The 26,116-nt window shown below is 73.4% G+C and carries 30 protein-coding genes; 19 read left to right on the forward strand and 11 right to left on the reverse strand.

What is annotated here, in order from left to right:
- The first annotated feature begins 339 nt into the window (after positions 1–339).
- The gene (locus tag KME80_RS41415) at positions 340–1,338 is read left to right on the forward strand and encodes a bifunctional adenosylcobinamide kinase/adenosylcobinamide-phosphate guanylyltransferase (protein ID WP_308126141.1); all 999 of its coding nucleotides are present in this window, start codon (positions 340–342) and stop codon (positions 1,336–1,338) included.
- 3 nt (positions 1,339–1,341) lie between these two features.
- Here the strand turns inward: KME80_RS41415 and KME80_RS41420 are convergent, their stop codons facing one another.
- A complete protein-coding gene (locus KME80_RS41420) occupies positions 1,342–2,142 on the reverse strand; it encodes an ABC transporter ATP-binding protein (protein ID WP_219516319.1) in 801 nt (266 codons plus the stop codon).
- Positions 2,143–2,196: 54 nt separating this feature from the next.
- Here KME80_RS41420 and KME80_RS41425 point away from each other — a divergent pair, with 54 nt between their 5' ends.
- Positions 2,197–2,898: an aminoglycoside 3'-phosphotransferase gene (locus tag KME80_RS41425; protein ID WP_219516321.1), complete on the forward strand. Its 702-nt coding sequence runs from the start codon at positions 2,197–2,199 to the stop codon at positions 2,896–2,898.
- 16 nt (positions 2,899–2,914) lie between these two features.
- Positions 2,915–3,703, forward strand: a complete 789-nt coding sequence (locus KME80_RS41430; RefSeq protein WP_219516323.1) for an adenosylcobinamide-GDP ribazoletransferase — start codon at positions 2,915–2,917, stop codon at positions 3,701–3,703.
- Here the strand turns inward: KME80_RS41430 and KME80_RS41435 are convergent, their stop codons facing one another.
- Genes KME80_RS41435 through KME80_RS41445 form a run of 3 tightly spaced genes read right to left on the reverse strand, consistent with a single transcriptional unit; the run spans position 3,704 to position 5,921 of the window.
- The gene (locus KME80_RS41435) at positions 3,704–4,585 is read right to left on the reverse strand and encodes a CPBP family intramembrane glutamic endopeptidase (protein ID WP_219516325.1); all 882 of its coding nucleotides are present in this window, start codon (positions 4,583–4,585) and stop codon (positions 3,704–3,706) included.
- Positions 4,582–5,577 carry an SdpI family protein gene (locus tag KME80_RS41440; protein ID WP_219516327.1) on the reverse strand — a complete coding sequence of 332 codons (996 nt, stop codon included), beginning with the start codon at positions 5,575–5,577 and terminating at the stop codon, positions 4,582–4,584. The genes KME80_RS41435 and KME80_RS41440 overlap by 4 nt, the downstream gene beginning before the upstream one ends.
- Positions 5,574–5,921 (reverse strand): GntR family transcriptional regulator, encoded by a 348-nt coding sequence (locus KME80_RS41445; RefSeq protein ID WP_219516333.1) that lies wholly within the window; start codon positions 5,919–5,921, stop codon positions 5,574–5,576. The genes KME80_RS41440 and KME80_RS41445 overlap by 4 nt, the downstream gene beginning before the upstream one ends.
- 94 nt (positions 5,922–6,015) lie before the next feature.
- On the opposite strand from KME80_RS41445, the gene KME80_RS41450 reads away from it, so the two are divergent.
- The 13 genes from KME80_RS41450 (at position 6,016) to KME80_RS41510 (ending at position 19,280) form a co-directional block, all read left to right on the forward strand.
- Entirely contained in the window at positions 6,016–7,485 is a 1,470-nt protein-coding gene (locus KME80_RS41450; RefSeq protein WP_219516342.1) for a leucyl aminopeptidase, read from the forward strand.
- Positions 7,486–7,560: 75 nt separating this feature from the next.
- Positions 7,561–8,925, forward strand: coding sequence for a dihydrolipoyl dehydrogenase (gene lpdA, locus KME80_RS41455; protein ID WP_219516350.1), 1,365 nt, complete (start codon positions 7,561–7,563; stop codon positions 8,923–8,925).
- A gap of 37 nt (positions 8,926–8,962) precedes the next feature.
- Positions 8,963–10,423, forward strand: a complete 1,461-nt coding sequence (gene sucB, locus KME80_RS41460) for a 2-oxoglutarate dehydrogenase, E2 component, dihydrolipoamide succinyltransferase (RefSeq protein WP_219516360.1) — start codon at positions 8,963–8,965, stop codon at positions 10,421–10,423.
- 685 nt (positions 10,424–11,108) lie between these two features.
- Positions 11,109–12,002, forward strand: a complete 894-nt coding sequence (locus KME80_RS41465) for a TIGR01777 family oxidoreductase (protein ID WP_219516370.1) — start codon at positions 11,109–11,111, stop codon at positions 12,000–12,002.
- A gap of 36 nt (positions 12,003–12,038) precedes the next feature.
- Positions 12,039–12,776, forward strand: coding sequence for a Type 1 glutamine amidotransferase-like domain-containing protein (locus KME80_RS41470; RefSeq protein WP_219516385.1), 738 nt, complete (start codon positions 12,039–12,041; stop codon positions 12,774–12,776).
- Positions 12,777–12,814: 38 nt separating this feature from the next.
- Positions 12,815–13,507, forward strand: coding sequence for a lipoyl(octanoyl) transferase LipB (gene lipB, locus KME80_RS41475; RefSeq protein WP_219516404.1), 693 nt, complete (start codon positions 12,815–12,817; stop codon positions 13,505–13,507).
- Positions 13,508–13,543: 36 nt separating this feature from the next.
- Entirely contained in the window at positions 13,544–14,521 is a 978-nt protein-coding gene (locus tag KME80_RS41480; protein ID WP_219516413.1) for a M48 family metalloprotease, read from the forward strand.
- Between the two features lie 48 nt (positions 14,522–14,569).
- Positions 14,570–15,499, forward strand: coding sequence for a lipoyl synthase (gene lipA / locus KME80_RS41485; RefSeq protein WP_219516418.1), 930 nt, complete (start codon positions 14,570–14,572; stop codon positions 15,497–15,499).
- Between the two features lie 45 nt (positions 15,500–15,544).
- Positions 15,545–16,498, forward strand: a complete 954-nt coding sequence (locus tag KME80_RS41490) for an AraC-like ligand-binding domain-containing protein (protein ID WP_219516427.1) — start codon at positions 15,545–15,547, stop codon at positions 16,496–16,498.
- 98 nt (positions 16,499–16,596) lie between these two features.
- Complete coding sequence (locus tag KME80_RS41495) at positions 16,597–16,980, forward strand: VOC family protein (RefSeq protein WP_219516435.1); 384 nt, start codon at positions 16,597–16,599, stop codon at positions 16,978–16,980.
- Positions 16,977–17,777: an alpha/beta fold hydrolase gene (locus KME80_RS41500; protein WP_308126142.1), complete on the forward strand. Its 801-nt coding sequence runs from the start codon at positions 16,977–16,979 to the stop codon at positions 17,775–17,777. The genes KME80_RS41495 and KME80_RS41500 overlap by 4 nt, the downstream gene beginning before the upstream one ends.
- Positions 17,778–17,826: 49 nt before the next feature.
- On the forward strand, positions 17,827–18,507 hold the full coding sequence (locus tag KME80_RS41505) for a DUF4191 domain-containing protein (RefSeq protein ID WP_219516439.1): 681 nt from the start codon (positions 17,827–17,829) through the stop codon (positions 18,505–18,507).
- Positions 18,507–19,280 carry a class I SAM-dependent methyltransferase gene (locus KME80_RS41510; protein ID WP_219516448.1) on the forward strand — a complete coding sequence of 258 codons (774 nt, stop codon included), beginning with the start codon at positions 18,507–18,509 and terminating at the stop codon, positions 19,278–19,280. Before KME80_RS41505 ends, KME80_RS41510 begins: the two co-directional genes overlap by 1 nt.
- Here KME80_RS41510 and KME80_RS41515 read toward each other — a convergent pair.
- Genes KME80_RS41515 through KME80_RS41525 form a run of 3 tightly spaced genes read right to left on the reverse strand, consistent with a single transcriptional unit; the run spans position 19,261 to position 21,318 of the window.
- Positions 19,261–20,205, reverse strand: coding sequence for a glycoside hydrolase family 113 protein (locus tag KME80_RS41515; protein ID WP_219516450.1), 945 nt, complete (start codon positions 20,203–20,205; stop codon positions 19,261–19,263). The genes KME80_RS41510 and KME80_RS41515 overlap by 20 nt on opposite strands.
- Positions 20,202–20,798 carry a TetR/AcrR family transcriptional regulator gene (locus KME80_RS41520; RefSeq protein ID WP_246646616.1) on the reverse strand — a complete coding sequence of 199 codons (597 nt, stop codon included), beginning with the start codon at positions 20,796–20,798 and terminating at the stop codon, positions 20,202–20,204. The genes KME80_RS41515 and KME80_RS41520 overlap by 4 nt, the downstream gene beginning before the upstream one ends.
- A 58-nt stretch (positions 20,799–20,856) precedes the next feature.
- Positions 20,857–21,318 carry an RDD family protein gene (locus tag KME80_RS41525; protein WP_219516452.1) on the reverse strand — a complete coding sequence of 154 codons (462 nt, stop codon included), beginning with the start codon at positions 21,316–21,318 and terminating at the stop codon, positions 20,857–20,859.
- Here KME80_RS41525 and KME80_RS41530 point away from each other — a divergent pair.
- From KME80_RS41530 to KME80_RS41540, 3 genes are all read left to right on the forward strand, one after another.
- Complete coding sequence (locus KME80_RS41530) at positions 21,317–21,697, forward strand: hypothetical protein (protein ID WP_219516462.1); 381 nt, start codon at positions 21,317–21,319, stop codon at positions 21,695–21,697. The two genes, KME80_RS41525 and KME80_RS41530, sit on opposite strands and share 2 nt — an antisense overlap.
- Before the next feature lie 84 nt (positions 21,698–21,781).
- Positions 21,782–23,206, forward strand: a complete 1,425-nt coding sequence (gene glnA / locus KME80_RS41535) for a type I glutamate--ammonia ligase (protein ID WP_219516471.1) — start codon at positions 21,782–21,784, stop codon at positions 23,204–23,206.
- Positions 23,207–23,401: 195 nt separating this feature from the next.
- Positions 23,402–23,710 carry a hypothetical protein gene (locus KME80_RS41540; protein WP_219516473.1) on the forward strand — a complete coding sequence of 103 codons (309 nt, stop codon included), beginning with the start codon at positions 23,402–23,404 and terminating at the stop codon, positions 23,708–23,710.
- Positions 23,711–23,883: 173 nt separating this feature from the next.
- On the opposite strand, the gene KME80_RS41545 is transcribed toward KME80_RS41540, so the two are convergent.
- The 4 genes from KME80_RS41545 to KME80_RS41560 all read right to left on the reverse strand — a co-directional run.
- Positions 23,884–24,237 (reverse strand): hypothetical protein, encoded by a 354-nt coding sequence (locus KME80_RS41545; RefSeq protein WP_219516475.1) that lies wholly within the window; start codon positions 24,235–24,237, stop codon positions 23,884–23,886.
- A gap of 122 nt (positions 24,238–24,359) precedes the next feature.
- Positions 24,360–24,563: a hypothetical protein gene (locus KME80_RS41550; protein WP_219516477.1), complete on the reverse strand. Its 204-nt coding sequence runs from the start codon at positions 24,561–24,563 to the stop codon at positions 24,360–24,362.
- Between the two features lie 104 nt (positions 24,564–24,667).
- Positions 24,668–25,105, reverse strand: coding sequence for a BP74-related protein (locus KME80_RS41555; RefSeq protein WP_219516479.1), 438 nt, complete (start codon positions 25,103–25,105; stop codon positions 24,668–24,670).
- 72 nt (positions 25,106–25,177) lie between these two features.
- On the reverse strand, positions 25,178–26,116 hold a 939-nt coding region (locus tag KME80_RS41560), incomplete at its 5' end, for an MFS transporter (RefSeq protein ID WP_219516492.1).

Here is a 26,116-nt window from a genome sequence, read left to right on the forward strand (position 1 = left end):
CGTCGAGCAGGGCTACCTGCTCGACGCCGGATTCGAGGAGTTCACGCCAGTTCTCCCCGAGCCAGGACTCCGCGTCGGCCTGGCTCGGGAAAACCTCTCGCGGCAAAGGGCGATCCGTCACCTCACCGCCCTGCGCGTTCTCATAACGCCACCGCCATGTCATGCCATACGCTCCTTTTTCCGCGGGTTCGCCGGCGCAGCCTCTCGACGGCACTGGAACCCTACTCCGGCTCGCCGCCGCGCCCGGCACGGCCGTCCTCCTGTCCTCCCCCGTCCCACCGGCGCCACTCGTGCGGGGCGTGTGACGGCCGGCTCACGGGGGTTTGTACGCTCGGCCCGGTGGAGCTGCTTCTCACCGGGACCGCCGGCGACGCGGGCTGGCCCGAACCGGGCTGCCCCTGCGCGTCGTGCCTGACCCGCCCGTCGGGCCGGGCGCCGTTCGGGCTCGTGGTCGACGGGAGGGCGGCGTACCCGTGGACGGACGCGCCGCCCGGCTACCGCGCGCACGCGGGCGGCCTCGGGCTCACCGCTCCGGACGGCTCAGCCCTCCTGTACGCGCCCGCGGGGGCGCCGCCGCCCGCCGACGGCCCCGGACGCTACGACGCGGTGCTGATCGACCTCCTGGAGCGCCCTGAGCGGCTGGGGGAGATGCGCCGGGCCGGGCTGGTGGACGAGGGCACCCACGTCGTCGCCGTCGGCCTGGACCACCGCGTCCGGTCCGAGGACGAGCTGGCCAGGCGGCTGCGCCTGTGGGGCGCCCGCGCGGTGCCCGACGGCGCCGTCCTGGACACGCGCGTGCCGCCGTCGCCGCCCGCCCCCGCGCCCCGGCGGACGCTGCTGCTGGGCGGGTCGCGTTCGGGCAAGTCGGCCGAGGCCGAGCTGCGCCTGGCCGCCGAGCCGTACGTGACCTATGTCGCCACCGGGCCCGGCGGGGAGGGCGACGGCGAGTGGGCGGCGCGGGTGCGCGCCCACCGGGTGCGCAGGCCCGCGCACTGGGCGACGGCCGAGACGACGGACCTGACGGGCGCGATCGAGGCCGCCACGGGGCCGCTGCTGATCGACGGGCTCGGCACCTGGCTGGCGGCGGTGTTCGACGAGCACGCGGCCTGGGAGGGCGACCGCGCGCCGGTGGAGCGGCGCTGCGACGAGCTGGTGCGCGCCTGGCGGCACGCGCCGCGCCGGGTCGTGGCCGTGTCGGACGAGACCGGCATGGGCGTGGTGCCCGCGACGGCCGGCGTGCGCGCCTTCAGGGACGCGCTGGGCCGGCTGAACGAGCGCCTGGCCGCCGAGTCGGAGGACGTCGCCCTGGTCGTGGCGGGGCGCCCGCTGCCGCTGTGAGCCTCAGGGCCGGACCGAACGGGCGTACCAGCGGCCGTCGAGGCGGTCGACGTGCAGCGGCAGGCCGAAGCAGTCGGACAGGTTGGCCGGGGTGAGGACGTCGTCGACCGGCCCGGCAGCCAGCACGCGGGCGTCGCGCATGAGCAGCGCGTGCGTGGTCGTCGCCGGGACCTCCTCCAGGTGGTGGGTCACGGTGACGGTGGTGAGCACCGGCCGGGTCCCGGCCAGGTTCTCCACGGCGCTGATCAGGTCCTCGCGGGCGGGCAGGTCGAGACCGGCGAACGGCTCGTCCAGCAGCAGCACCGCCGGGTCCCCCATGAGCGCCCTGGCCACCCTGACCCGGGCCCGCTCGCCCTGGGAGCACACCCGGAAGGGCCGCTCGGCCAGGTCCTTGCAGCCGAGGTCGGCCAGCAGGCGCAGCGCCCGCTCCCGCTCCGCGTCGCCGTACTTGTCCCAGATCGGGGCGCTCGTGCCGGTGTGGCCGGTGAGTACCACGGTGTGGGCGGTCGCCCCCTCCTCCTCCATCAGGTCCTCGTCGATCAGCCGCTGGCTGGCCGCGACCAGGCCGATGTGGCGGCGCAGCTCCCGCAGGTCGACGCGGCCGAGCCGGTGGCCCAGGACGTTCACCGCGCCCGTCGTCGGATGCCGCACGGCCGCGGCCAGCGAGAGCAGCGTCGTCTTCCCGGCGCCGTTGGGACCCAGGATCACCCAGTGGTCGCCGTAGGCCACCTGCCAGTCGATCCCGTCCAGCAACGTCTTGCCGACGACCCGGACGCCTACGCCTTCGAGTTCAAGCACGTGCATCCGGCCACCCTAGTCGGCCCCATAGGATCGTCGGTTATGCAGCTCCCTGGGCGGATGTTCGATCTCTTCGGCGAGGACGCGATCTGGTCCGACGACCACGAGGGCCTCAGCGGCGAGACGCTGCGCGTCACCGGCCCCACCGGCGCCTTCTACGTCAAGCAGGGCCCGGGGGCGCGGGCCGAGCACGAGCGGCTGCTGTGGCTCAAGCGGTGGATGAGCGTGCCGGACGTGGTGGCCTTCGAGGGCGACGCGCTCGTGCTGGCCGACGCCGGGTGGCTCAGCCTGGAGCGCAGGCCGTCCGCGGACGCCGGGGCCGTCATGGGCGCGGCGCTGCGCGCGCTGCACGACGTGCCGGTCGCGGAGTGCCCGTTCGACGAGCGGCTCGACGTCAAGCTGGCGCGGGCGGCCGAGCGGGTGCGCGACGGGCTGGTCGACGACGGCGACTTCGACGACGACACCGCCGGGCTCACCCCCGCGCAGGTCTACGACCGGCTGGTGGCCGAACGGCCCGCGCGCGAGGACCTGGTGGTCACGCACGGCGACTACACCCCGGCCAACGTGCTGGCCTCGCCGTCGGGCGAAGCGGTCCTGATCGACGTGGGCGCGCTCGGGGTGGCCGACCGGCACGTGGACCTGGCGCTCGCGCTGCGCGAGCTCGACGGGCCCGCCGCCGGGGAGTTCCTGCGCGCGTACGGGGCGGCCGAGGTGGACGACGACAGGCTGCGCTACTACCGGCTGCTGGACGAGCTGTTCTGATGCGCGGGCTGCTCTGATGGACGGGCTGCGGTTCGCCGTCGGGACGCTGAGCGTGTTCCCCGTGCGGGTGGAGCGGGTCGACCGAGAGGTGGCGGGGCGGGCGATGGCGCTGGCCCCGCTGGTGGGGCTGGCGCTGGGCGTCGTGGCGTCGCTCGCGCTGCTGCTGCCGGGCCCGCCGCTGATGGGCGCGGCCCTGGCTCTCGGCCTGCTGGCGGTCCTGACGCGCGGCCTGCACCTGGACGGGCTGGCGGACCTGGCCGACGGGCTCGGCAGCGGCAGGCCGGCGTCTCAGGCACTCGACATCATGAAAAAGTCGGACATCGGGCCGTTCGGCGTGGTGACGCTGGTGTTCACGCTGCTGATCCAGGCGGCCGCGCTCTCCGCCGCCGGGGCCGGGACGGCGGGCGGCGGTCCGGCGCTGTTCCTGGCGGGCGCCCCCGCGCTGGTGACCGCCTGCGTGACCGGCCGGCTGGCGCTCACCTGGGCCTGCCGGGCGGGCGTCCCCGCCGCCCGCCCCGACGGCCTCGGCGTCCTGGTCGCGGGCACGGTACGCGCGCGCACCGCCTGGCTCGTCACCGGGGCCGCCCTGGCAGGCTGCGCGGCCCTCGGGACCGGGCGGGCCGGTGAGACGGGTGTCCCCGGGCCGGTCGCGCTCGTGGCGGGGGCGCTGGCCGGGCTGGGAGCGGCGCTGGCGCTGCTGCGGCACGCCCGGCGGCGGCTCGGCGGGGTCACCGGGGACGTGCTCGGCGCCCTGGTCGAGACGGCCACGGCGGTCACGCTCGTGGTGTGCGCCGCGCTCGGCTGATCACACCGCCGGCGTGCTCCGTACCGGGAGCTTCTTCAGCAGCACGGCCGCGCAGGCCGCGAGCAGGACCCAGCCGACGAGACCGGACGGCCCGGCGAGCACCAGGTCGGGCGGCGACGCGACGTCGCCGAGCAGGAAGACCGCGGGGCCGACCGCGTTGAGCGAGCCGTGCGCCACGACGGCGGGCCACACGCTGCCCGAGCGCAGCCGCAGCCACCCGAGCAGCACCCCGGCCAGCACGCAGAAGCCGACGAAGTAGACGGCGGCCCACGAGCCGAGCATCGGGTAGTTGTAGCCGAGCAGCGTCAGCGGCGCGTGCCACAGCCCCCAGACGACGCCCGACAGCGCCAGCCCGGACAGCACGCCGCGCCGCTCCGCCAGCAGCGGCGCCAGGTAGCCGCGCCATCCCCACTCCTCGCCCAGCGAGGGCAGCACGTTGAGCAGCGGCCCGGCCAGCGCGGCGACCACGACCTGGGTGACGGCGACGGGCGCCAGGTTCTCGGGGACCGGCACGCCGGTGGCCCGCAACTGCTCGCGGAACAGGCTCATCTCGTCGAGGTCCAGCGTGATCAGCCCGAGACCGGCGCTGATCGCGACCGCGGCGAGCACCAGCAGCGGCACGCCCAGCCAGGCGGCCAGCACGAGCAGGCCCGTGCGTCCCTTGCGCTCGCCCAGGGTGAGCCCGGTCTCGCGGGCCCACTGGCGCGGCGGCGTCCGGCTGACCAGCCAGGCCGCCAGCACGCCGATCGCGGGCGTGAACATCATCAGCAGCGCCAGCGGCCGGGCCAGCGGCGAGGCCAGCCCGCCGGCCAGCCACAGGGGCAGCGCGACCACCCAGGACAGGACGAACGCGACGGCGAGGAAGACGGGCAGCGGCTTCACGCGACGCTCCTTTCGGCGACGAGCGCGTTGATCAGAGCGGCGCCGCGGCCGGCGTCGACGACGCTGACGGCCAGCTCGCCGCCGGTCCGGTAGCGGATGACGAGGCAGTCGCCGCCGCGCAGCATGATGGTCGCGCCGCCGGGCAGCCCGCGCACGCCCCAGCCGCCGACCTGGCTCGGGTAGCGCTGCTCCGGCCAGGCGCTGTCGATCTTGGCGAGGGAGATGCGGCGCACCGGCCAACCCAGCGGGCCGAACCCGATCGCCACCCCGTCCGCCGTCACCCGCACGCGCGCCGACGAGGTGAACAGGCCGGCGATCAGCACCACGGTCAGCACGGGCACCAGCGCGTCGAGCGGTGCGCCGGAGGCGATGCCGGTCAGATGCAGCACCCCCGCCACGGCGAGCGCCGCGGCGGCGGCGCAGGTGGCGGCGAGCAGCCACGGGTTGCCCACCCGGCTCACCCACACCGCGCGCTGGCCGGGGCGCAGCTCCAGCGACGGCGGCTCCCCCTCGGGCGCCCGCTCCGCGCCGCCCCGGCCGAGCCAGGCGGCGGCCGCCATCGCGGCGAGCGGCACCACGGCGACGGCCAGGGGCGCCCAGGCGGGCAGGCGCGCGTCGGTCCAGCTCGCCGCGTCGAGGTTGGCCAGCACCGTGGAGACGGCCACGCCCAGCGCGAGCAGCCCGCCACCGGCGAGCAACGCCCACGCCCCCAGCGCCCGCACCCGCCCCGGCCCGGCAGCCGCCCGCCCCGGGCCCGCGCCCGGCCGGGCGGCGCCGCGGGCCACCGCCGCCAGGGCGAACAGCCACATCAGCGCCCAGGTGCCGAGCAGCGTGGTGACGAACACGGCGAGCGGCGCCGAGCCGTCGGGCACCGAGCCCGGTCCCCAGTGCACGGCCAGCGGCTCGGGCAGCCGGTCACGCACCGCCAGCGGCAGCAGGATCAGGACGGCGGTGACGGCCGCCCCCGTGAGGGCGGCGATCCGGATGTTCATGCGAGCTCCTCCAGCAGCGTGATGACGTCCTCCCGGCGGTATCCGTACCTCTTGGCCTCGTCCAGCAGGTCGCGCGCCCGCTCGCGGAGCAGGGCGCGTCCGTCGGCGTGGCGCGCGACGCTGACGCCGCGCCCCCGCCGGAACTCCAGCAGCCCCTCCTCCCGCAGCTCACGCAGGGCGCGCAGCACGGTGTTGGGGTTGATGCCGAGCGCGTCGGCGAGGTCGCGGGCCGGCGGCAGCCGGTCGCCCGGCGCGTAGGAGCCCTCGCCGATGGCGCGGCGGATCGCGCCCGCGACCTGCTCGTGCAGGGGACGGGCGTCGTTGAGGTCGAGCGTCAGCAACATGGTGCTAATGACAATAGCACCATGTCGCTGGTCATGATTCATGGGATGAACCCCTGTTTGTGGGGCCTGGAAACCCTGGATAGCATCGGTTTACGTGACCACTGTGCGGCTGAACTCAGCAGATCCCGTCTCGTTCGACACCGACGCGCTCATCGTCGGGTTCCTGTCCGGCCCCGGCGGTCCCAGCCCCGCCACAGGCGCCGAATCCCTCGACGCGGCCTTCGGTGGCAAGCTCGCCTCCTCGCTGACCTCCGTGGGCTTCTCCGGCAAGCCGGGCGAGCTGGCCAAACTGCCCACGTTCGGCTCCGTCACCGCTCCGGTGCTGGTGGCCGTCGGGCTCGGTGAGTCCCCTGACGCCGAAGGGCTGCGCCGCGCCGCCGGCGCCGCCGTGCGCTCGCTGGCCGGCACCGCCCGCGCCGCGCTCGCCCTCCCCGCCGGCTCCGCCGCCGAGGCCGAGGCCGTCGCGCTGGGCGGCTTGCTGGGCGCCTACGGCTTCTCGCGCTACCGCACCGGCGAGGGCCAGAAGGAGCCCGTGAGCGAGCTGACCGTCCTCTCGGGCGAGGACGCCGCCGCCGGCGAGCGCGCCGCGATCCTGGCCGACGCCGTCACGCTGGTGCGCGACCTGGTCAACACGCCGCCGTCCGACCTGTGGCCGGCCAAGTTCGCCGAGATCGCCGAGCGCACCGGCGCCGAGCACGGGCTGAGCGTCGAGGTGCTCGACGACAAGCAGCTGCGCGACGGCGGCTACGGCGGCCTCGTCGGCGTCGGCCAGGGCTCGGTCAACCCGCCGCGGCTCGTCCGGCTCTCCTACACCCACCCCGAGGCCACCAAGACGCTGGCGTACGTGGGCAAGGGCATCACGTTCGACTCCGGCGGCCTGTCGCTGAAGCCGTCGGCGTCCATGGACTGGATGAAGTCCGACATGGGAGGCGCGGGCGCCGTTTTCGGGGCGCTCGTCGGCATCGCCCGCCTGGGCCTGCCGGTCAACGCCATCGGCTACCTCTGCCTGGCGGAGAACCTGCCGAGCGGCACCGCCCAGCGCCCCTCCGACGTCATCCACAGCTACAGCGGCAAGACCGTCGAGGTGCTCGACACCGACGCCGAGGGCCGCCTCGTCCTCATGGACGGCATCGCCCGCGCCGCCGAGGACAACCCCGACCTGATCGTCGACGTCGCCACGCTGACCGGCGCGCAGATCGTCGCCCTCGGCTGGCGCACCGCCGGCGTCATGGCCAACGACGACGCCGTGCGCGAGCTCGTCGTCGAGGCCGCGACCGCCGCCGGCGAGGGCGCCTGGGGCATGCCGCTGCCCGAGGAGCTGCGCAAGGGCCTCGACTCCCCCGTCGCCGACATCGCCAACCTGCAGCCCGAGCGCTGGGGCAGCATGCTGGCCGCGGGCATCTTCCTCAAGGAGTTCGTGCCCGACGGCGTCCGCTGGGCGCACATCGACATGGCCGGCCCGGCCTTCAACAAGGGCGAGGCGCACGGCTACACCCCCAAGGGCGGCACCGGCGCCTTCGCCCGCACCCTTATCGCGCTCGCCGAACGGCACGCGAGCATCTGAGGGGACCGGCACCCGAGCGCCCGGAACAGATGAAAAGATGACGGCATCACGAACACCCCGACAAGGAGCCTTCCTGTGGCCTACGACATCGTCGTCCTAGGTGGCGGCAGCGGCGGTTACGCCTGCGCGCTGCGGGCAGCCGAGCTGGGCATGACGGTCGCCCTGATCGAGAAGGACAAGATCGGCGGCACCTGCCTGCACCGGGGATGCATCCCCACCAAGGCCCTGCTGCACTCCGCGGAGGTCGCCGACGAGACCCGCGAGAGCGCCTCGTTCGGCGTCAAGGCGCACTTCGAGGGCATCGACGTGGCCGCCGTGCACGCCTTCAAGGACAAGATCGTCAGTCGCGCCTGGAAGGGCGTGCAGGGCCTGCTCAAGGCCGCGGGCGTGACGGTGGTCGAGGGCGAGGGCCGCCTGCTCGCCGAGCGCCGCGTCCAGGTCGGCGACGAGGTGTACGAGGGCCGCAACGTGGTGCTCGCCACCGGTTCGGCGCCCCGCAGCCTGCCCGGCCTCGACATCGACGGCGAGCGGATCATCACCAGCGAGCACACGCTGAAGATGGACCGGGTGCCCGCCTCCGTGGTCGTCCTCGGCGGCGGCGTCATCGGCGTCGAGCTGGCCAGCGTCTACCGCTCCTTCGGCGCCGAGGTCACCATCGTCGAAGGGCTGCCGCACCTGCTGCCCACCGAGGAGGAGTCCAGCTCCAAGCTGCTGGAGCGGGCCTTCCGCCGGCGCGGCATCAAGTACGAGCTCGGCGTCTTCTTCGAGAGCGTCAAGACCACCGACACCGGCGTGCTCGTCACCCTGGCCAACGGCAAGACCCTCGACGCCGAGATCCTGCTCGTCGCGGTCGGCCGCGGCGCCGTCTCGGCCGGCATGGGCTTCGAGGAGGCCGGCGTCACGATCGAGCGCGGCGCCGTCACGGTCGACGAGCACTGCCGCACCACCGCGCCCGGCGTCTACGCCGTCGGCGACCTGATCCCCACGCTGCAGCTGGCCCACGCCGGGTTCGCCGAGGGCATCATGGTGGCCGAGCACATCGCGGGCCTCAACCCGCCGCCCATCGACTACGCGGGCGTGCCCCGGATCACCTACTCCGACCCCGAGGTCGCCTCGGTGGGCATCACGTCCGCGCAGGCCGCCGAGCGCGGCATCGAGATCGTCGAGCAGGTCTACGACCTCGCGGGCAACCCCAAGAGCCAGATCCTCGGCACGGGCGGCGCCGTCAAGGTCCTCGCCCGCAAGGACGGGCCGGTCGTCGGCGTCCACATGGTGGGCCGCCGCATCGGCGAGCTCGTCACCGAAGGCCAGCTCATCTACAACTGGGAGGCGCTGCCCGCAGAGGTCGCCCAGCTCATCCACGCACACCCGACCCAGTCCGAGGCGGTCGGTGAGGCGATGCTGGCCCTGGCCGGCAAGCCGCTGCACGTACACAACTAATCCGCCCTCGAGATCAGAACGCGAGAGAAGAATAACGATGCCGGTCTCCGTACAGATGCCCCAGCTCGGCGAGAGCGTCACCGAGGGCACCGTCACCCGTTGGCTGAAGAAGGAGGGCGAGCGCGTCGAGGCCGACGAGCCGCTCCTCGAAGTGTCGACCGACAAGGTCGACACCGAGATCCCGTCGCCTTCCGCGGGTGTCATCACCAAGATCGTCGTGGCTGAGGACGAGACCGTCGAGGTCGGCGCGGAGCTGGCCATCATCGACGAGAGCGGCCAGGCCGGCGCGGCCGCCCCCGCCGAGGAGGCCGCCCCCGCCGCCCAGCCCGAGCCGGAGCCCGAGCCTGAGCCTGAGCCCGCTCCGGCCCCCGCCTCCTCCATCCCGCAGCCCGCCCCGCAGGCGGCCCCGCAGCCCGCCCCGGCCCCGCAGCCGGAGCCCGCTCCGGCGCCGGCCCCCGCCCCGGCTCCCGCGCCCGCGCCCGCCCAGGCCGCCGCTCCCGCGCCGCTGCCCACCTCGGGCGACAGCCCGTACGTGACGCCGCTGGTGCGCAAGCTGGCCAACGAGCACGGCGTGGACCTCGACGCCATCACCGGCACCGGCGTCGGCGGCCGCATCCGCAAGCAGGACGTGCTCGAGGCCGCCAAGAGCCGCCGCGAGCAGGCCCCCGCCGCCCAGGCCGCCCCGGCCGCGGCTGCTCCCGCCGCTCCGGCCGCCGCTCCGGCGCAGGCCGCCGCCCCGGCCGCCGCGCCCGAGCCGGTCGAGGTCGACACCACGCTGCGCGGCCGCACCGAGAAGATGACCCGCCTGCGCCAGACGATCGCCAAGCGCATGGTCGAGTCGCTTCAGACGGCCGCCCAGCTCACCTCGGTCGTCGAGGTCGACGTCACCAAGATCGCGCGACTGCGGGCGCAGGCGAAGGACGAGTTCTTCCGCCGCGAGGGCGTCAAGCTGACGTTCACCCCGTTCTTCGCGATGGCCACCGTCGAGGCGCTCAAGCAGCACCCCAAGCTCAACGCGACCATCAACAACGAGACCAACGAGGTGACCTACTTCGACGTCGAGAACCTCGGCATCGCGGTCGACACCGACCGTGGCCTGCTCGCCGCCGTGGTCAAGGACGCCGGCGACCTCAACCTCGCCGGGCTCGCCCGCAAGGTCACCGACCTGGCCGAGCGCACCCGCGCCAACAAGGTGACCCCGGACGAGATCACCGGCGGCACGTTCACGCTGACCAACACCGGCAGCCGCGGTGCCCTGTTCGACACGCCGATCCTCAACCAGCCGCAGGTCGGCATGCTCGGCACCGGCGCCGTCGTCAAGCGTCCCGTCGTGGTCGACACGCCGGAGGGCGAGGTCATCGCGGTCCGGTCGATGGTCTACCTGGCGCTCACGTACGACCACCGCCTGGTCGACGGCGCCGACGCGGCCCGCTTCCTCACCACGATCAAGCGGCGCCTGGAGGAAGGGCGCTTCGAGGCCCAGCTCGGCCTCGCCTGACCACCGCACGCCCCTGGGGCCGGACGCGCACCCGCGCGCCCGGCCCCGCGCGTTTCCCGGGGCCTCCGCCCGGTCCGGAGCGGTCCCGTACGCGCCTCCAAGGCCCCCACAGGACCGGACCGGCGCTCGTTCCCCCACAGGACCGGACCGCCGCTAGGTTCCCCGCCTGACCGGACCGCCGCTAGGTTCCCCACCTGACCGGGCCCGCGCGGGGAGCCACCCCGAGCGCCCAGCGGTCCCCCGGCCCTACGATCCCCGGCCTCCCCGGTCCCCAGACCCGAGCCCGCGGGCACCGAACGGCGAGCCGCCCAGGCCAGCCCCAGGATGGCCCCACTGCCCCGAGGGGCCGCCTGGCCGCAGCCTCCTCCCAGCGCGACGAGCCTCCGCATGCGGTCACCCGTGAGGGCGGGGCAGGCGGGAAGGGACGCCTGCCGAAGCCCCGGAGGGCGGGGTTCTCGGAGGGCGGTGGTCCCTGGACGGCGGGGCCCCGTGGGGCGGGACGGGTGGGAGGGGACCGCCTCCCGAAGTCCCCGAGGGGCGGGGGTCTTGGGGGAGGTCCTCGGGAGGGCGCGGCCCTCGGAGGACGGGGAGCCCGAAAGGCGGGGACCCCAGAGGCGGGGACCCCGGAAGGCCCCCGGAAGGCCGCGTCCCCGGAAGGTGGGGTGGGGCGGCGTAGGGTTGGGGGATGGCGATCGTTGTGACCGGGGCGTCGGGGTTGCTCGGCGGGCCGCTGGTCGAGGCGTTGCGGGCAGGCGGGGAGCGGGTCGTGACGCTGGTGCGGCGGGAGCCGCGCGGGCCCGACGAGGCGCGGTGGGAGCCGCGTGCGGGGGTGCTGGATCCGGCGGTGCTCGACGGGGCGCGGGCGGTGGTGCATCTGGCCGGGGCGCCCATCGCGGACCGGCGGTGGAGCGCCGACTACAAGCGGGAGCTGGTGCGCAGCCGGGTGGACAGCACGCGGCTGCTGGTGGAGGCGATGCGGGGGCTGGAGCGTCCGCCGGCGACGCTGGTGACGGCGTCGGGCGTGGACTTCTACGGCGACACCGGCGACGAGGTGGTCGACGAGAGCCGGGGCAAGGGCGAGGGGTTCCTGGCGGAGCTGTGCGAGCGGTGGGAGCGTGAGGGCCGGGCCGCCGGGGAGTTCGGGGTGCGGGCGGCGCAGTTGCGGACGGGGCTGGTGCTGAGCCGTCGCGGCGGGGCGCTGGGCCGGATGCTGCCGATCTTCCGGGCGGGGCTGGGGGCGCCGCTGGGGTCGGGGAAGCAGTACTGGTCGTGGATCTCGGAGGACGACTGGGTCCAGGCGACCATCCATGTGGTGAAAAATCGGGATCTGGTGGGGCCGGTGAACCTCACCTCACCGACGCCGGTCACGAACGCCGAGTTCACCCGCACGCTCGGCCGGGCGGTGCGACGCGCCACGATGCCGATCCCGGTGCCGGGGTTCGCGCTGCGGCTCGGGCTGGGCGAGTTCGCGCAGGAAGGGCTGCTCCCGGGGCACCGGATCGTCCCTGACAAGCTGGTGAACAGCGGTTATGGCTTCGCGCATACGCGCCTCGGCGATGCGCTGCGCGCCGTACTCTAGTGTGCTGTTCGTCCTACGCATCGGGGAGATTCCGACATGACCAGGTCAGGGCAGTCCCACATTCTCGCCATCGGCGGCGGATCGTTCCGCGCCACCGAGCGCCACGGCTTCCTGGAGGCGAGCCCGCTGCTGCGCTACGGGCTCGATCTGACCGGGCAGGACCGGCCCAAGCTGGGCCTGCTCGCGACCGCGGTGGGTGACAGCGCCGATTGGGTGCTGAAGATGTACGGCGCGTTCGCGGGCTGGGACGTCGAGCTGAGCCATCTGACGGTGTTCCCGATGCCCAACGTGGCCGATCCGCGGGCGTGGATGCTGGAACAGGACATGATCTACGTCAGCGGCGGCAGCGTGGCCAATCTGATGGCGTTGTGGCGGCTGCACGGCCTGGACGAGGCGTTCGAGGAGGCGTGGCGGGCCGGGGTGGTGCTGTCGGGGCAGAGCGCGGGCGCCCTGTGCTGGCACGTGGGCGGCAACACCGACTCCTTCGGCCCCGAGCTGCGGGTGTGGGCCGACGGCCTGGGCTTCCTGCCCTACTCGTGCGGCGTGCACTACAACGCCGAGCCGCAGCGCCGCCCGCTGCTGCAGCAGTCGGTGGCCTCGGGCGAGCTGCCGGGCGGCTACGCGGCCGACGAGGGCGTGGCGCTGCACTACGTCGGCACCGAGTTCATCCAGGCGGTGACGACCGATCCTGACGGCTATGCGTACAAGCTGGAGCATGACGGCGCGGGCGGCGTGAAGGAGTTCAGGATCGAACCCCGCCTGCTGACTTCCTGAATTACCCTACAAGGGTGAGGGAACGGCACAATGGACACATGCGCCCCACCCATGGGGTCGATCCCCACGCACTCGCCGTCGTCCGCCTGGGCGTCGACGTCCCGTACGAGCAGGCCTGGTCGCTCCAGCGCTGGGTGCACGGCAAGCGGGCCGCCGGTGAGCTCACCGACACGCTGCTGATGCTGGAGCACGCGCCCGTCTACACGGCGGGCAAGCGGGCCAGGCCGGACGAGCGGCCGTCCGACGGCACTCCGGTGGTCGACGTCGACCGCGGCGGGCGGGTCACCTGGCACGGGCCGGGGCAGCTGGTCGGCTATCCGATCGTGGCCGTCTCCGACGTGACCGACTACGTCTGCCGGCTCGAGGAGACGATGATCCAGATCTGCGCCGACTTCGGGGTGACCGCCCGGCGGGTGCGCGGGCGGGCCGGGGTGTGGGCGGTGGGCGACGCCGGTCTGGGGCTGCCCGACCGGCAGCTCGGCGCGGTGGGCATCCGGGTGTCGCGCGGTGTCGCGATGCATGGTTTCGCGCTCAACTGCGCCAATGATCCGCGGTGGTTCAACCGGATCGTCCCGTGCGGGCTGCCCGACGTGGGCGTCTCCACGCTCTCCGCGGAGACGGGACGGCGGATCGTGGTCGAGGAGGTCATGCCGATCGCCGAGAAGCGCCTGGCCGAGGCGCTCGGGCGGGAGCCGTTCGACCTGCACGAAGAGGATCTTCTCCGCAGATAGTGGCCGATGGGCGACATGCCGCTCTACTATCGCGATGTGAAACGGGTCACAGCGTTCCTCCTCGCCCTGCTCGTGCACGCGCTCACCGTCGCCTTCGTGGTGCTCGGCGGCTGGACGATCGCGGTCAACGCGGAGTTCGCCGTCGCCTGGGTGCTGGGCGGCCTGCTGATCGGCATCGGCTGGATGCTGCGCCCGCGCCTGGGTCGGCTGCCCGACGACGCCGAAGTGCTCGACCGCGAGTCGGCCGGTGAGCTGTACGGCACGGCCGAGCGCGTGGCGGACCGGATGGGCGTCAGGCGCCCGGCGAGGATCGCGGTCAGGGACATCGCCCCGGCCGCCTCGTACGAGAAGCTGGGGCTTTTCCGGACGCCCGTGCTGGTCGTCGGGCTGCCGTTGTGGATGGCGCTGCCGGCCAGGCAGCGGGTGACGCTGCTGGCGACGGCGTACGCCGGGTCGGCGGACGGCGACGGCGTGGTGATCGGCGGCGCGCTGTCGACGCTGGCCGAGTGGCGCGGGGCGCTGCTGGGCGCCGCGCCGCTGCAGGCGCGCGAGGACGCCGAGGTCAAGATCACCGTCACGCTGGGCGCGCTCGACGCGCCCACCACCGGCTACCAGGCGGCGGGGCTGCTGGGCCGGTTGATCGGCCGGGTGTTCGGCGCGCCGGTGCTGCTGCTGGAGTACGGCCTGACGCGGCTGGCGCGGTCGGGCGACGGGCAGGCGGCCGAGCGCAGGCGGGCGCTGGCGCTGCGGGTGGCGACGGCCGAGGAGCTGGCCGAGCTGGAGGACCTGGTCGCCGGGCACCGCTACCTGGCGCCGATGCAGGCCGCGGTGCTGCGCGGCGAGAACGTGACGGCGATCCGGCAGGGCGCGCTGGCCCGCTTCGGCGCGCGGGCGAGCGAGGTGCCCGGCTCGTCCAACGCCGTCCTGCTGGGCGAGGCCGAGTCCGACCGGATCGACGCCGAGCTGCTGCGCCACTACACGCGGGCGATCCGCAGCTTCGGCCTCATCACCTGAGAGCGACCCTCGATCCGGCTCGGGCGGCCGGAGACGTAAGCTGTGAGGGTGACCGTTGCTCCTGAAGGCCGAAAGCTCCTCCGCCTGGAGGTGCGCAACGCCGAAACCCCTATCGAGCGCAAGCCCCCGTGGATCAAGACCAAGCTGAAGACGGGCCCCGAATACACCGAGCTCAAATCGCTCGTGCGCCGGGAGGGCCTGCACACGGTCTGTGAAGAGGCGGGCTGTCCCAACATCTACGAGTGCTGGGAGGACCGCGAGGCGACCTTCCTCATCGGCGGCGACCAGTGCACGCGCCGCTGCGACTTCTGCCTCATCGACACCGGCAAGCCCACGGAGTACGACCGTGACGAGCCGCGCCGGGTGGCCGAGTCGGTCCAGCAGATGGGCCTGCGCTACGCGACCGTGACGGGCGTGGCCCGCGACGACCTGCCCGACGGCGGCGCCTGGCTCTACGCCGAGACGGCCCGCCAGATCCACGCGCTGCTGCCGGGCTGCGGCGTCGAGCTGCTGGTGCCCGACTTCAACGGCAACCGCGAGCAGCTGGAGGAGGTCTTCTCCAGCAAGCCCGAGGTGTTCGCGCACAACGTCGAGACCGTGCCGCGCATCTTCAAGCGGATCCGTCCCGGGTTCCGTTACGAGCGTTCGCTGGAGGTGCTCACGATGGCCCGCGAGGCCGGGCTGGTCACCAAGTCCAACCTGATCCTCGGCATGGGCGAGACCCGTGAGGAGATCGTCGAGGCGATGCGCGGCCTGCACGAGGCCGGCACCGACCTGATCACGATCACCCAGTACCTGCGCCCGACCCCGCGCCACCACCCGGTGGACCGCTGGGTCAAGCCGGAGGAGTTCGTCGAGCTGCAGGCCGAGGCCGAGGCGATCGGCTTCGCGGGCGTGCTGTCCGGGCCGCTGGTCCGCTCCTCCTACCGCGCCGGCAAGCTCTACCAGCAGGCGATCGCGGCCCGCCAGACGGCCTGATCGAATCGCTACCATGGGGTGAGCATCCTGAGGGAGGCTCCCCCCATGGCCGTGTTGATCCGCGCCGCCGACGTGCCGGCGGCCGAGCGCCGCGAGGCGTGGCTGAGCGTCGTGTGCGACGCGCTCGGGCCGCTCGACGTGCGTGTCGACGCCGACGCGCCGCTGCGCGGGCAGATCGAGGCGGGGCAGCTCGGGCCGGTGGGCGTCGGCAAGGTGCAGACCTCGACGCCGCACAGCGTGCACCGCACGCCCGGCCTGATCCGCCGCGACAGCCCCGAGCTCTACCGGCTGGTGCTGCCCGTGTCGGGCACCCCGCTGCTGGGCCAGGACGGCAGGCAGGCGCGGCTGCGCCCGGGCGAGTTCGCCCTCTACGACTTCACCCGGCCCTACGAGCTGGTCTACGACTCCGCGGTGCGGCTGGCGGTGTTCAGCTTCCCGCGTGAGCTGCTGCGGTTACCGCCCGGCGCGGCGTCGGTCACGGCGGTGCCGATCGCCTCGGGCGAGGGCGCCGGGGCGCTGGCCGCGCCGCTGCTGCGCCGGGTGGCGCTCGACCTCGACTCCTACCGGCCCGCCAGCGCGGCCCGGCTGGCCGGCGTGGTGATGGACCTGGTCACCACGGCCGTGGCCGAGCGGGTCGAGGAGCTGGGCGCGGTGCCGCACGAGACACGGCAGGAGGCGCTGCTGGCCCGGGTGCACGCCTTCATCGAGAAGCACCTGGGTGACGCCGGGCTCGATCCGGCGGGCGTGGCGGCGGCGCACCACATCTCGCCGCGCTACCTGCACCGGCTGTTCGAGGCGCGGGAGACCACGGTGGCGGCGTGGATCCGGCACCGGCGGCTCGAACGCTGCCGCGCCGACCTGGCCGACCCGGCGCTGCGCGACACCCCGGTGAGCGTGCTCGCGGCGCGCTGGGGGCTGCCCGACCCGGCGCACTTCAGCCGCCTGTTCCGCAGCGCCTACGGGGTGCCGCCGGCCGCCTACCGGCGCGCCTGCGGGTAGTGCGCTGATCGTCAAGTCCCCGGCGCGCACGTGCAAGACCGGGGCCGGTCCCGGCGAGCATGCTTGAGGCACGAACTCACCGGAAGGACTGGAAGAAAATGCAGCTGTTCGTGAACCTCCCCGTCAAGGACCTCGCCCGGTCGAAGGCGTTCTTCACCGAGCTCGGCTTCACGCTGTTCGGCGCCGCCGACGACATGGCCTCCGTCGTCGTCAACGACGAGACGCAGGTGATGCTGCTGGCCGAGCCCACGTTCGCGTCCTACGCGCACCGCGAGGTCGGCGACGCCACCAAGGCCACCGAGGCGATCCTGGTGCTCGGCGTGGAGAACGAGGCGCGGGTGGACGAGCTGGCCGCCAAGGCCGTCGAGGCCGGCGGCACCGCGCTGGGCGGGGCCCGGCGTGACGCCTTCCGCTACCAGCGCGCCTTCGCCGACCTCGACGGCCACCACTGGGAGGTCCTGTGCCTCGTCCAGCCTTCGTGACCGGGACCTTCATCGTCACCTCGGCCGACGGCACCGCGATCGCCGTCGACCGGCACGGCTCCGGTCCGGCGCTCGTGCTGGTGCACGGGGCGTTCACCGGCCGCGGTCATCCGCTCATGGCCGCGGTGGCCTCGGGGCTGGCGCCGTGGTTCACGGTGTTCGACTACGACCGCCGGGGGCGCGGGGCCAGCGGCGACACGCCTCCCTACTCGGCCGAGCGTGAGATCGACGACCTGGCCGCCGTCGTGGCGGCGGCCGGCGGGCGGGCCATGGTGTTCGGCGGCTCCTCCGGCGCCGCCCTCGCCCTGGAGGCCGCCGTACGGATGCCGCAGATCTCCAAGCTGGCCCTGTGGGAGCCGCCCTACCACGTCGGCGCGGACGCGCCCGGGCTGCCCGCGGACTTCGCCGCCCGGCTCGCCGATCTGGTGGGGCGGGGCAGCCGGGGTGAGGCGGTGGAGCTGTTCATGACGGCCGCCGCCGAGACGCCCGCGGAGACGGTCGCCGCGATGCGGGCCGGCCCGCACTGGGCGGAGCTGGAGGCGCTGGCCCACACGCTGGCCTACGAGGCGGCCGTGATGGGGCCGGGCAACGCGCTTCCTGCGGCCCGCCTCGCCGGGCTCGACCGGCCCGCGCTCGTGCTCAACGGCGAGCTCAGCCCCTCCTGGATGGGTGCGGCGGGCCGTGCCGTGGCCGCGTGCGTGCCCGGCGCGGCGCACCGGGTCCTGGAGGGCCAGACGCACAACGTGGCGGCCGGGGCGCTGCTGCCCGAGCTGCTGGAGTTCTTCGTGGCGGCGTGACCCCTGCCGGGTTCCCGTACTTGTCCGGTTCGTTTGTATCCTTCCTTGCATGGCGAAGTCCGAGGACCCAGATAAGCCGGGGCGCATCAAGCAGCTCCGCATGATCGCGCAGATCATCAAGCAGGCCAATCCCAAGGGGATGCCGATCGTCTTCCTCTCGGCGGTGGGCACGCTGGCTGTGGTCGTCGTGATCGGCCTGGTCACGGACTACCTGTGGTATTCCGTGTTCCTGGGCATCCTGGCCGCCTTCACGGTCGGCCTGGTGGTGTTCGGGCAGCTCGCGCAGCGGGCCCAGTATTCGATCCTGCACGGCCAGACCGGCGCGGCCGCCGCGGTGCTGCAGGGCATGCGCGGCAACTGGCAGGTCACCCCCGCCATCGCGGTCAACCGTGACCAGGACCTGATCCACATGGTGGTCGGCTTTCCGGGCGTCGTGCTGGTGTCGGAGGGTCCCGGCAACCGGGTGGCCAAGATGCTGGCGGCGGAGAAGAAGCGGGTCGCCCGGGTGGTGCTGGGCGTCGAGATCTACGACGTGCAGTGCGGTGACGGCGAGGGCCAGGTGCCGCTCGGCAAGCTGCAGCGCCACCTGATGAAGCTGCCGCGCAACCTGAAGAAGCCGGCCGTCAACGAGGTCAAGGACCGACTGCGGTCGCTGCCGAAGAACATGCCGATGCCCAAGGGCCCGATGCCCAAGGGCGCCCGCATGCCGCGCGGCCCCAAGATGCGCTAGTGATCTCACCCTCGTCGCGGGCCAACCGGGGCTGGTGGGACGGCAACGCCGACGACTACCAGCTGGAGCACGGCGACTTCCTGCGCGACGACGGCTTCGTCTGGTGCCCCGAGGGCGTCGACGAGGCCGACGCGCGGCTGCTCGGCGACGTGCGCGGGCGGCGGGTGCTGGAGATCGGCTGCGGGGCGGCGCAGTGCGCCCGCTGGCTGCTGGGCCAGGGGGCGCGGGTGGCGGCGTTCGACCTGTCGCACCGCCAGTTGCGCCACGCCCAGCGCATCGACCTCGACGGCGCTCCCGGCGGCCGGGCGGTGCCGCTGGTGCAGGCCGACGCCGAGGCGCTGCCGTTCGCCGCGGAGAGCTTCGAGCTGGCGTGCTCGGCGTTCGGGGCGCTGCCGTTCGTCGCCGACCCGCTGGGGGTGCTGCGCGAGGTGCGCCGGGTGCTGGTGCCGGGCGGGCGGTTCGTGTTCTCGGTCAGCCATCCGATCCGGTGGGCGTTCCCGGACGATCCGGGCCCGCGCGGGCTGACGTCCGACCGCTCCTACTTCGACCGTTCGCCCTACACCGAGCACGACGAGAACGGCAAGCTCAGCTACGTCGAGCACCACCGGACCTTGGGCGACTGGGTGGGTCTCGTCGTCGCCTCGGGGCTGGCCCTCACGGGCCTGCTGGAGCCGGAGTGGCCGGAGGGCCACGAGCGGGTGTGGGGCGGCTGGAGCCCGCTGCGGGGCCGCCACCTGCCGGGCACCGCGATCTTCAGCTGCTCGCGTACCTAGCGGCCATGGCATGGAAGACCTGGCGGGGCCGCCAGCGGGTCTCGTCGAGCATGCTGACGACGCCGTAGGAGCCGAGGTCGGCGGCGCCGCCGATCCGCGTGTAGCCGGCGAACGTGAACCACATCGCGGCCTCGACGCCCTCCTGCTCGAACACGTCGAGCAGCTCCTCCAGGTAGCGGACCTGCTCGCCCTCGTCGGGCACGGCGTCGCCGGGGACCGCCCAGGCCGAGCCGCCCCGCTCGGCGGCGCCCCGGTAGGGGCAGGTGCCGAACTCGGTGACGACGACCGGTTTGCCGTGCCCGAAGTGGGCGCGTATCTCGTCGCGGAAGGCGTCCGCGTTGTAGGCGGCACGGTAGGCGTCGACGCCGACCAGGTCGAACGGCGTCCAGTCGACGAACTCCCACGGCCCGGCGGCGTAGGTGAGCCGCCCGCCGAACAGCGGCCTGACCGTCTCGGCGGCCTCGGCGAGGAACGCGTCGAGCCGCGCGACGATGGGCGGGACCGTGGTCGCCCACCATGCGGCGTCGGCCTCGCCCATGGCGGCCATGCGGGCGCCGTAGGTGGCGCCGGGCAGGTAGCCGTGGCCGAAGGCGCTGGTCTCGCAGCCGGTCACCAGGACCACCTCGGCGCCGGTGCGGCGCAGCGCCTCGGCCCGGCGGGCCGACTCGGCGTACAGCTCCAGCGTCTCGCCCGGGTGCAGGTCGACGGGGAAGGGCGCGTAGTAGACCGCCAGCCCGGCCGCGGCGGCCTCCTCGGCGGCGACGGTGAGCCGGGCGGGGTCGGCGCCGGAGACGCGGACCACTGTGCAGTGCAGCTCCTCGGCGATCACGCGCATCTCCCGGCGGGCGGTGTCGCGGTCGAAGCGGACGCGGCTGCGGCCGGGCTCGGGCAGGAAGCCGGTGTCGTAGTTGATGCCCTTCTTCACTGCTTGATCCCGTTCTCGAGGAGGTCGAAGGCGAGCTCGACGTCGGCGGCCAGCAGCCGCCGCGCTTCCTCCAGCGGCGTCCCGGCGGCCAGGCGCTGGAAGAACGACTCCTGGAGGGTGGTGAGCGCGGCGGTGATCTGCCCGGCCAGCAGCGGCGCGAGCGCCTCCCCCACGTCGGCGGCCAGCGCGGCGGCCAGCTCGTAACGGCGGCCCAGGTGAGCCTGGTAGACGCCGGCCATGAGCGCGGGGGTCGCGGCGATCACCCGCACCTGGGTGAGCAGGTGGCCGACGTCGATCTCGTCCACCGCGCCGGCCGCCGCCCGCCGGTAGTGCTCGCGCAGCGCGGCCAGCGGCGGCTGCCCCTCCGGCCGCCCGGCGACGACGGCCGCCGTGTCGTCGGCCACGCCGTCGAGGACCAGGCAGTCCTTGGACGGGAAGTAGTTGAACAGCGTCACCTTGGCGACGCCGGCCGCCTCGGCGATCTCGTTGACCGTCACCGCGTCGTAGCCGCGCTCGTCGAACAGCCGCAGCGCCACCTCGGCGAGGTGCCGCCGGGTGCGTTCCTTCTTGAGCTCCCTGAGCCCTGCCATCATCACGAGGGCAGCGTAAACTGTACCGGGTACAAATTCAAACCCGGTACAGTTTTCGTCGTCACATGCGGACGACCATCGTGTTGGACGCCCGGTCGTGCAGGCCGCGATGGTCGCGGTCGAAGATCAACGCCGGGATCGCCAGCGCGAGCAGCGCCGTGCGCGCCAGCACCGGCACCCAGCGCGGGTCGCCGCCGTCCATCGCCGCCACGCGGATGCCCGCCAGCCGGTGGCCGAACGTCTGGCCCATGGCGCCCACCAGCACCAGATACTGCGCGGCGAACACCACGGCGGGCAGCCACGGCGCCTGGGCCGGGTCGGTGCGCAGCAGCAACTGCGTGATCACCCAGGTGCAGATCATCCAATCGATCACCAGGGCGGCGATCCTGCGGCCCCACCCGGCGATCGCGCCGCTGCCCTCCTCCGGCAGCCCCAGCCGCTCCCCCGGGTAGCCGAGGTCGACTCCGGCGGCGCGCACGCCGCCCAGCCAGGTCTGCGTCCAGCGCGGCTCGTTCCTGCTCATGACTCAAAGGTATCCGGCGGGGCGGGCGCCCTGGATCGTGACCTGCCCGCGCTTCACCGCGCCGCCGTTCACGGCCATCATGTACGCCATGCCGTACGGGGACGACCTAGACGCGCGTTTCAACGAGCTGGTCGCGCAGATCGGCGCGGACGAGCGGCGCCGGATGAGGGCGGCGGCGAGCAAGGCGGCCGGGGAGCCGCACCCGGGCCGCCGCCTGTGGCTGGCCGCCGCGGCCGTGCTCGCGGTGATCGCCGCCGCCGGCCTGGTCGTGGCCTTCCGGCCCGACCTGCTCACCTCCGCTCCCCCGCCCCCGCCGCGCGGCAGCGCCCCCGCGTTCACCGTCCCGCCGTCCGTGAACGGGGCCTCCGACCCCGCGTAACACATGCGAAACAATCGAGACACCGTACGGAAACGGCCTCGTCCTACGGTCGGGCTCATAGCCCGTCCCCAGGGAGGTTCGAGAGTGTTCAACTCCGCCGACGACGTCCTGAAGTTCATCAGGGACGAAGGGGTGCAGTTCGTCGATGTCAGGTTCACCGACCTGCCGGGGACGACGCACCACTTCACCTTCCCGGTCGAGAACTTCGGCGCCAGCGTGTTCACCGACGGCCTGATGTTCGACGGCTCGTCGATCCGGGGCTTCCAGGCCATCCACGAGTCCGACATGCTGCTCCTGCCGGACCCGTCCAGCGCCGTGGTCGACCCGTTCCGCCAGCACAAGACGCTCAACATCAACTTCTTCGTGCACGACCCGCTGACCGGCGAGGCCTACAGCCGCGACCCGCGCAACGTCGCCCGCAAGGCGGAGGAATACCTCAAGGGCACCGGCATCGCCGACACCGTCTACTTCGGGCCGGAGGCGGAGTTCTACATCTTCGACGACGTCCGCTTCGAGACGAAGGCCAACGCCGGCTACTACTACATCGACTCCATCGAAGGCGCCTGGAACACCGGCAAGGCCACCGAGGGCGGCAACCTCGGCTACAAGCCGCGCTACAAGGGCGGCTACTTCCCCGTGCCCCCGATGGACCACTTCACCGACCTGCGCTCGGAGATGGTCCGCAACCTCATCGAATGCGGCATCGACGTCGAGATGCAGCACCACGAGGTCGGCACGGCGGGCCAGGCGGAGATCGACTTCAAGTTCGGCACGCTGCTGCGGACCGCCGACAACCTGATGCTCTACAAGTACATCATCAAGAGCACCGCCCAGGAGTACGGCCACACCGTCACGTTCATGCCCAAGCCGATCTTCGGCGACAACGGGTCCGGCATGCACTGCCACCAGTCGCTGTGGAAGGACGGCTCGCCGCTGTTCTACGACGAGGTCGGCTACGCCGGGCTCTCCGACACCGCCCGCTACTACATCGGCGGCCTGCTCAAGCACGCGCCGTCGCTGCTGGCGTTCACCAACCCGACGGTCAACTCCTACCACCGCCTGGTCCCCGGCTACGAGGCGCCGGTCAACCTGGTCTACTCGCAGCGCAACCGGTCGGCCTGCGTCCGCATCCCGATCACCGGCTCCAACCCGAAGGCCAAGCGCATCGAGTTCCGGGTGCCCGACCCGTCATGCAACCCGTACTTCGCGTTCGCCGCCATGCTGATGGCGGGCATCGACGGCATCCGCAACAAGATCGAGCCGCCGGAGCCGGTCGACAAGGACCTGTACGAGCTGCCGCCGGAGGAGGCCCGCCAGGTGCCCCAGGTGCCCGGCTCGCTGACCGACGTGCTCAACGCCCTCGAGGCCGACCACGACTACCTGCTCGAAGGCGGCGTCTTCACGCCGGACCTGATCGAGACGTGGGTGGCCTACAAGCGCGAGAACGAGGTCGACCCGATCCGCCTGCGCCCGCACCCGCACGAGTTCGAGCTCTACTACGACTGCTAGAACGCGCAACAGGACGACCCGGCATCGCATCGCGGCGCCGGGTCGTTCGCGTGTCCGCGCCCCGCATAGCACGAGGCGCCGCTCCTCAGGAGTGGGTTATAGGTGGCGCATGAGGCATGGAACTGTGCATAGACACCCAGAGTAATCAATTGAACACTCTTGGTGACAGCACTCCCCATCGGGAAAGGACCCTCCATGCCGACTGCACGCATCGCCGCCGGGCAGACCAGCTCCGGCCAGGGCTGGAAAGCGTACGGCGCCAACGGCATCTTCATCGACGTCGACACCACCTCCGCCCGCTTCTCCGGCCGCCCCCACTACGTCACCTCCATCTCCGGCCCCGGCGGCAGCCAGTGGAACCTGGTCGGTCCCAGCGCCGTCTACTCCCCCACCGCCACCTCGTTCCGCGTCTACGTCCAGTGGAAGGACGGCAGCGCGATCACGCCGGCCACCGCCCAGCAGTACGGCTGGTACATCACCTGGATCGGCTACGACAACCCCTGACACCCGGACCCCCCGAGAACGGCCCCCGCACCCCCTGCGGGGGCCGTCCCTTTGGACCCTGCCGAAGACGCGGCGCGCGGGCCGGCGCGGCGGCGACCAGGCCCGGGACTGACACGCGGACGGCGGGTTCACCCCCGGGGCCCGGATGGCGCCTCAGGTCAGGGTCGCTGGGTTCACGACCAGGTGCACTGACCGCGCCTGGCCGAGTGGACGTCGAAGCCGAAGTCCTCGACGAGCTCCCACGGGGAGACTTCGCGGCGCTCGCCGTTGTAGTCCGGCTCCGCGTAGAAGCACCACGGCTCGTGGTCCTGGCTCACCGCCCGGACGACGGGCGGGACGATGGAGGGCTGATCCGCCGTGAAGAATCTCAGCTCGCCCTCCGCGGTCTGGGCGCAGACCACCCCGATGATCTTCGGGCAGGGAATCGGCGCGGCGGCCTGGGCCGCGGCGGCGGGCAGGGCCAGACCGGCGGCGGCGGTCGCCGTGGCCAGCAGCAGCCCGGCGGCTTTGCGGAGGCGGGTCGTCATGGGGGGACTCCTTTGCTGTGTCGGCATGCCTGCGGAGGCAGACACCCCACTCAACAGCGGAGCGTAGCTATCTGACAACAGAGAGTTACACGACTCTGGCGTTCTCGCTCACCGGGCCCCGATCAGGCGACTTTCCGGAAGACGACGACGGCGCGGTAGCGGTTGTGGTGCTCTCCGTCGGGCTCGGCTTCGGCGCTGATGACGTCCAGTTCCGCCCCTGACCCGAAGAACTCGAGCGCCTGCGCCACGGCGCCCTCCCTTATCTCGTCCGGGGTCGCGCCGTTCACCGTGACGCGCAGGGTAAGCGGAAACGATCGCACACCCATACGATGACCTCCTCCACCCATAGGCGATCTTCTTTGAGCGTAACACCGCAAATAAGCACAAAGGGGTTCCGCCGTCGACGCGGCGGAACCCCCTGACGCCGCCGTTACGGCGCGGAGATCTCGTTCACCAGGCGGGAGCTCCACGGGCACCAGACGAGGCCGGGCAGGAACGCGCCGCCCGCCTCGTCCAGGTGGTTCTCAACGTACGGGATGCTGGCGTCGCACACCTCGATGGCCACGTCGAAGAAGTCGACGGTGTCGGGGCGGAAGTGGTAGCTCCAGCGGGGGTTGTAGGAGGCGGTGCGCTTGTCGATCCGGCCGTAGAGGTGCGGCCGCTCGTCGGTCGCGCCGCTCAGCAGGTCGCGGGCGTGCTGGATGTCGGCGGGGTCGGTGAGCTGGACGACGAACTGTTCACGGGTGATGTCGGTCATCGTGAAGTACGCCGGCGTGGCCTGGAGCGCGGTGGCCGGAGCCGCCGCGGTGAGGACGGCGAGCGCGGCGGCGGCGGACATGACGCCGATCTTGCGGGTGATGCTGGGCATGGGTGCCTCCCGGTAGTCGTTGCGTCACTTAACGTAGTTATACGAATGCGTAGAGTGACAGTCACCGGATGGTCAGTTCTGCCATGCCTGCCGGCGGGCTCGTACGTGGCCTGCCAGGGCGTAGCAGGCGGCGGTGGCGGCCGTCAGGAGGGCGGCGGCGAGCAGGGGGCGGGCCAGGCCGGCCAGGACCGCGACGCCGAGGGTGGCGCCGGCCTGGCGGGCGGCGTTGAGGACGCCGCCGGCGGTGCCCGCCGTGCCGGGCGGGGCGCCCGCGATCACGCCCGCGACCAGGGCGGGCAGGCACAGCGACAACCCCGTGCCGGTCACCAGGAGCCAGGGTACGAGCGCGTCCGTCAGCGCCAGGCCCGCCAGGCCCGCCGTGAGGAGCGCCAGCCCGGCCAGGATCGGCGGGCGGGCCCCGTAGCGGGCGACGATCCGGCCGGTGAGCAGCGGGTTGACGGTCATGGGCAGCGTCAGCGGCAGGAACGCCAGCCCGGCGGCCATCGGCGTCAGGTGGCGCACGTCCTGAAGGAACAGGGTGAGGACGAACAGGGCGCCCGCGAACGCGAAGTTCGCCGCCGCCCCGGCCACGAGCTCCGGCCACACCGCCCTGACCAGCCCCGGAGGCGCCGCACCGGCCGCCGACCCGGCATCCCGCCGCCCGGTCCGCGCCGACGCGACGCGACTCCGCCCGGCCCGCGCCGATACGACGCCCCGCCGTACCAGCAGGGTCGCCGCCGGGAGGGCCGCGGCGGCGGCGAGGGCGGCTGCGGAGCGGGTGGTGGCGGCGTGGGCGAGGAGGGCGAGCGTCAGGCAGGCCAGCGCCTGGGCCGCCCAGGCGACCGGCCGCCGTCCCGCCGGGGACCGGACGCCGCGGAGGGCGAGCAGGCCGAGGGCGGCGAGCGGGGCGTTCACCAGGAACACCGCCCGCCACCCGGCCAGCTCCACGAGCAGGCCGCCGAGGAGCGGCCCGGCGGCGAGGGCGGTGCCGGTGGCGGCGGCCCACACCCC

The organism is Nonomuraea ceibae (genome assembly GCF_019396325.1).
GTDB lineage: Bacteria > Actinomycetota > Actinomycetes > Streptosporangiales > Streptosporangiaceae > Nonomuraea > Nonomuraea ceibae.